The organism is Thermococcus sp., assembly GCF_027052235.1.
Lineage (GTDB): Archaea > Methanobacteriota_B > Thermococci > Thermococcales > Thermococcaceae > Thermococcus.
In genome coordinates, this window is record NZ_JALUFF010000017.1 from 1 (window position 1) to 5,230 (window position 5,230).

Sequence of the window (5,230 nt, forward strand, 5' to 3'; positions counted from 1 at the left end):
TCTGAAGGGGATTCCTATCTCTCTGAGCTTGGGCTTTAACGCTACCCTCCTTCTGAAGATCCCGGGATGGGCGTAGACGTCTATTTCCACCTTCCGCGCTTCAAGGAACGCCCTCAACCCACCTGTGTGGTCGTAGTGACCGTGGGTGATGAAAATCGCGTCGATGTCATCGGGAGAGATCTCCAGCGTCTCCATGTTGTGGAGGAGAACCCTTCCATCCGTCCCGGTATCGACGAGCACCCTTTTACCCCTGTGCTCAACCAGCGCGGAAAAGCCGTGATATCCGAGGAGCCCTTTCCTGTATCCTGCGTGGTTCTCGAAGAGGATGGTGAGCTTCATGGGCAATCCCACCTCCTTGGGGGTCAAACATTCCTTAAGCTTTTCCATATTTCATTCCACTCAAGGAGGAGCCAGTATTTCTTTAGCTCCGTCTCGGCCTTTTTGTAATCGGGATAATAAGCTCCTACAATCTCCCAGAATCGTTTGCTGTGCCGGGGTTCCTCAAGGTGGGCGAGCTCGTGGATTACGACGTAGTCCCTAAGGCTCTCTGGCAGGGCTGTCAACATTAGGTTAAGGCTAAGGTTCCCTTTTCTTGAGCAACTGGCCCACTTGGTCTTTTGGAATCTGATGTACACTTTCCTGTATTTAACACCGATTATGGAGGCGAATAATCGGACTTTAAAGTCAAGCTCTTTTCTGAGCTGGTTTTTAAGCCACCTCTTCAAAACCTTGAGGTTGCCCTCAGGGAGGATAACCACTTTGAACTTTGGGTTTACTGAGAACTCTTCCCCCTCTATGACTTCGTAGAAATCCCCGTTTAGCAGTAACTTGTTCTCAAAGCCGTTGAACTGGTTCCTAATCGCATCAATCTCCTCGAGCTTTTTCCGTATCCACGCTTGTTTTATTTGAACCAGTTCGCCGGGGTTTTGGGTGGGAGGCACTATTACCCTTACTTCTCCGCTTGGATTTATCTCGATCCTTGAGTACTTGACGTTGCGGACTATTGTAGTGTACTTCAGCCCCACCGCTTGAGCACCTCGAGAACATCTTCTCTCGTCTTCATCAAGTCGTCGTATCTTCCCTTATACTTGCGGACGAGGAACTTCATGATGCTCCTTGAAAGCTCGCTGACAACCTCAGCCTTCTCCCTCCAGCGCGGGAACCTGAGAGGCTCTGTCTCGCGTAGGAGCTCTTTCACGTCTCTTACCAATTCTTGGGTATCTGCCCTAACGTGCTTCTTAAGTACTGTAACTAGAGCGTACTCCAGCTCGTTCAGTCCGAGCTCCTTTCTTTCCCGATTTCTTTTTTCTATCTTCTTGGCTACTTCAAGGAGTTCCTGATACAGTCTCTCAAGCTCTTCTTTTCTACCCTTCCACCGCTCCACTATGCTTTCAACTTGCTCAACCAGATCGGCGGTTAACGGTCCCCTGTGGGTGTTTACGTAGTGCCTGACTGCAAAGAGGAGGTCATAAAAGGCACGGGCCTTGTTTTTCTCTTTCATGATCTTTCTCAGAAACTCCTCGTCGAGTTCAACTATGGGGAAATCCCTCTTGATCCTCCCAATGTCCACCGTCTCGTGGATGAATTTGAGGGCCTCTTGGAGGAAGGTGTCCACCTTTTGCTCCATCTCCGGATCCAGACCGTTAACCTTGGCATTGTAGGCGTAGTAGATCTCCGTGAGCCACGAGAAAACATCTTTAAACTCTGTTTTGTCTTCCCTCAGGAGCTTGTAGTAGTAGCGTATCTCCCTGTAGAGTTTCTGGAACTCCCCTCCTTTGTCCTTCTGGAAGAGAATGAGGAGGGCCTTCATAATGGTGTCTCTATCGTTTCTGGGCTCAAGACCCTCAAAGAGACTTAAAGCCTGGTTTATTCTCTCCTTGAGCTCTCGTTTAATCTCGTCCATGTCGTAGGCAACGCCCTGGATATCAACTTCATCGTATATTGCAAGGGCCTTCTTTAGTTCCCTAAAAATCCCGACGTAGTCGACGATCAGGCCGAAAGGCTTGACATTTTCGCCGTTTTTGATGAAGGGTCTGTTTGTCCTTGCTATAGCCTGGAGAAGGCGGTGTTCCTTTAGCGGTTTGTCCAGATACATCGTTTGGAGTATTGGTGCATCGAAGCCCGTGAGCAGCATGTCAGTGACGATGAGTATCTTCGGCACCTCTTTTTCCTTAAACCTCTTCACGATCTCCTCTCTTATCTCTCCCTGGTCTTTCGTTCTGTACCTCTGGATCAGTTCATTGTAGTATTCTTTGATTACATCGGGGTCATCGTCGTTGAAGGTCATCACGACCTCGCTGTATTCCGGCGGTAGAAGCCTATCCAGCGCCCGCTTATAGAGGACGCAGGCCTCTCTGTCGACCGCCACCACCATGGCCTTGAAGGGTTTCACGTTATTCCTGTAGTGCATCGCTACGTCCTCGGATATCATCTCAATCCTCTTGGGGTTCTTCAGGAAGATTCTGATGGCGTTGAATCTTCTCTTCAGCCTCTCCTTGACCCTCTCACGATACTCTTCGGGTATCTCTTCAAGCCGCGAGTTAAGGAAGGCCTCGAGATCTTCCTTCCGCAGGTGAACCTCCTCCTCGAGCCTCGGCTGATAAGCTATTTTAACCGTGAAGCCGTCCCGGATTGAGTCGAGTATGAAGTACCTGTCCAGATAGGGCTCGTCACGATAACCGAAAGCAGCGTAGGTGTCCCTGTGCTTCTTGGCTATAGGCGTGCCTGTGAATGCGAAGAAGGATGCGTCCTTTAGGATGGAGCGCATAGTTGAGGCGAGTTCTCCGTATTGGGTCCTGTGCCCTTCATCTATGAAGACCACGACATCCCGTCTGTTCATTATCGTTTTTCTCCTTCTGCTTTCCATCCTCAGCTCTTTCTTCAGATCCCTAAGCTCCTCCTCCCTGAACTTATGGATGAGGGTTACGAATATGCCCCTCTTGCCGTCGGAATGCGTGAGAACTTCTTTCAGGTGCTTAATCGAGCCGATAACCTCAAAGCTCAGCCCTACAGCCTTCAGCTCTCCGGCAAGCTGTTCCTCAAGTTCCTGCCTGTCAACGATGAAGAATATCGTGGGGTTTCCGAGGAGGCGCTTTATCTTGTAGGCGGAGAATATCATTGTGAGGGTCTTTCCACTCCCCTGCCAGTGCCATATAAGCCCCCTGTTCCTCTCGGTTTTTCCCCTCGCGTAGCCAACGGCCCGCTCAACTATTTTGTTCGTCGCCCTGAACTGCATGTACCTGGGGAGGACTTTCGTAATAGTTCCTCTCTCCTCGCGGTAGAATATGAAGTACCTCAGCATGTCGAGGAGGTTGCTTGGCGTGAGGGGTTCCATTATGTTGTCGAGGTCGTCGAAGCTCTCCCCTTTCCACTCATAGACCGGGACGTCCTCAAGCCACGGAACGTTAGGGAAGTAAACGACCCTGTCTCCAGCAGCTATGCTGAACTGGACGTACTTGAAGAGCTCGGGCATCTCCTTCTCGTAGCCCTTGATCTGCCTGTAAGCCCTTTTCCAGTCCCTCTTAAGGCGCTTGCACTCGATAAGAACCACGGGGATGCCGTTGATGTATAGAACGAGGTCGGGAATTTTGGTTCTGAATGGATAGCCCACCTGGTTGGCAACTAAAAACTCGTTGTTCCCGATGTTCTCGTAGTCTATGAGAAGAACGCGCTTTGGTTCACCAGTCTCCTCGTCCCTCAGGGGGACGCCCTCCTTTAAGTACTCTAAGACCCTCTTAGAGCCTTCAACACCAAAGGGCGTCGTTCTAAGGATGTTGATAACCCTCTCAGCCTCGCTCTCAGGTATTCCGTTTATCCTCATGATGGCCCTCTTCAGACGGGTGATTAGGAGGGGTTCTCTCTCGTCTTCGAGGACTTCAACTCCCCTCCTGTATCCCCAGCCGAGGTTTTTGAGGCGCTCAATGATTGGCCCCTCGCACTGGAGGTATTCGGGGGTTTGGGCTGTCATGGGGAACACCTGTTAATGTGTTAACCTCAGGGATATGAGGGTAGTGGGATGTTAATGATTTAACGGTTTCGAGGTTTATAGTAGGGATATTTTTGCTATGATTGCGGCAATGAGAGTAGCCAATGCTGACGCAAGAACATAAACGAGGGTTTTGTAAGTATTAACGGCGTTTTGAAGTTCTCTGCAACTAACTTCCATTTCATGTAGTTTGTATTTATCTGCTCCCATCATTAGGGCTGTTTCTAATCTCAGCTCAAGGGCATCGAGTTCTTTCATTTTCCTGAACACTGTATCGTGCATAAATGCGGGCACATTTCGAATATCTACTTCTGCTTTCATTCGAAGATCTAGGTACCTACTTTTAATTTGTCTTACACTTTCTGGGCTTAGTCCTATCTCAGACTCTCTGACTGTTTTCTCAATGTATCCCACAAACTCTGCGACTTCTCTAAGTTCGGGCGAAGCTCTAACTGAATCGTTACTCAATCCTTACCATCCTCCTTCCAGTCAGCAAGTCCTTCATCAGGCCCCTCTTTATTCTCTCAAGCCGCTCCCTTCTCTTCCTCAGGAGTTCGAGCTTTCTGTCAACGGTCGAGAGGATTTCGGCGATTTGCTTTTGTTCGGAGAGGGGGGGGAGGGGGATTTTGAATAGTGCTAGGGATGATAAGTATATGTTGGTTCTGCCTACGTCACTGCTTGGATTGACATACTGTGAGAGGATTTGCTCTCTTTTGTGGATCAGGTAATATTGCACAAACACCGGGATAAAGGCAGAATCCTTTGGTAAAATTCCACATACTGCTTGGTTTGTAGCTGCGTCTATCCCTAAAATAGCGGTTTTGCCTACTGTTCCTTTCCCATAGAGGGCAAATAGTAGAGCTCCTTTTGGAAGGATTTTCACATTTGATTCTCTAACTGCTTTTTCTGTGATTTTCTCTTCAGTTTCATAAATGATTCCATCATTTAATTCTCCCGATTTCACCCACGGAATTGTTCCGTTTTCCCAGTATTCAGACTTCTTCCTACTTGGGGTTCCGCCACTCTTTAATTCTGCAATATCTCCCAACCTCACAACCCGCCACTCCTCAGGGATTTCGCCCAGCTCGGTCTTCTTGAACCGCTCGTGCTTGATCCCTCTGGTCAAAAGCCTCCTCATCAGGCCCTTTTTGAGTCGCTCCATCCGCTCGATAGCTAAGTCAGTCTTTTCGATCGCCTCGTCAACCGTCCTCAGTATCTCAGCGATTTTCCTCTGCTCGGGGAGGG

Annotated in this window: 5 protein-coding genes; all 5 read right to left on the minus strand. The window is 49.1% G+C overall.

The window, feature by feature from the left end; translation table 11 throughout:
- The coding region (locus MVC73_RS01685; protein WP_297506295.1) for an MBL fold metallo-hydrolase at window positions 1-339 on the minus strand (339 nt) is incomplete at its 3' end.
- Between the two features lie 23 nt (window positions 340-362).
- A complete protein-coding gene (locus tag MVC73_RS01690; RefSeq protein ID WP_297506287.1) occupies window positions 363-1,025 on the minus strand; it encodes a SprT family zinc-dependent metalloprotease in 663 nt (220 codons plus the stop codon).
- A complete protein-coding gene (locus tag MVC73_RS01695) occupies window positions 1,016-3,967 on the minus strand; it encodes an HsdR family type I site-specific deoxyribonuclease (protein WP_297506289.1) in 2,952 nt (983 codons plus the stop codon). The genes MVC73_RS01690 and MVC73_RS01695 overlap by 10 nt, the downstream gene beginning before the upstream one ends.
- A 75-nt stretch (window positions 3,968-4,042) precedes the next feature.
- Window positions 4,043-4,399 carry a hypothetical protein gene (locus MVC73_RS01700; RefSeq protein ID WP_297506291.1) on the minus strand — a complete coding sequence of 119 codons (357 nt, stop codon included), beginning with the start codon at window positions 4,397-4,399 and terminating at the stop codon, window positions 4,043-4,045.
- A 46-nt stretch (window positions 4,400-4,445) separates the two neighbouring features.
- Window positions 4,446-5,230: restriction endonuclease subunit S (locus MVC73_RS01705; RefSeq protein ID WP_297506293.1), on the minus strand; the 785-nt coding region annotated here is incomplete at its 5' end.

Bases quoted from the DNA above. Each gene is read 5' to 3' on its own strand.
- MVC73_RS01695 (WP_297506289.1), bottom strand. From the start codon at position 3,967: ATGACAGCCCAAACCCCCGAATACCTCCAGTGCGAGGGGCCAATCATT.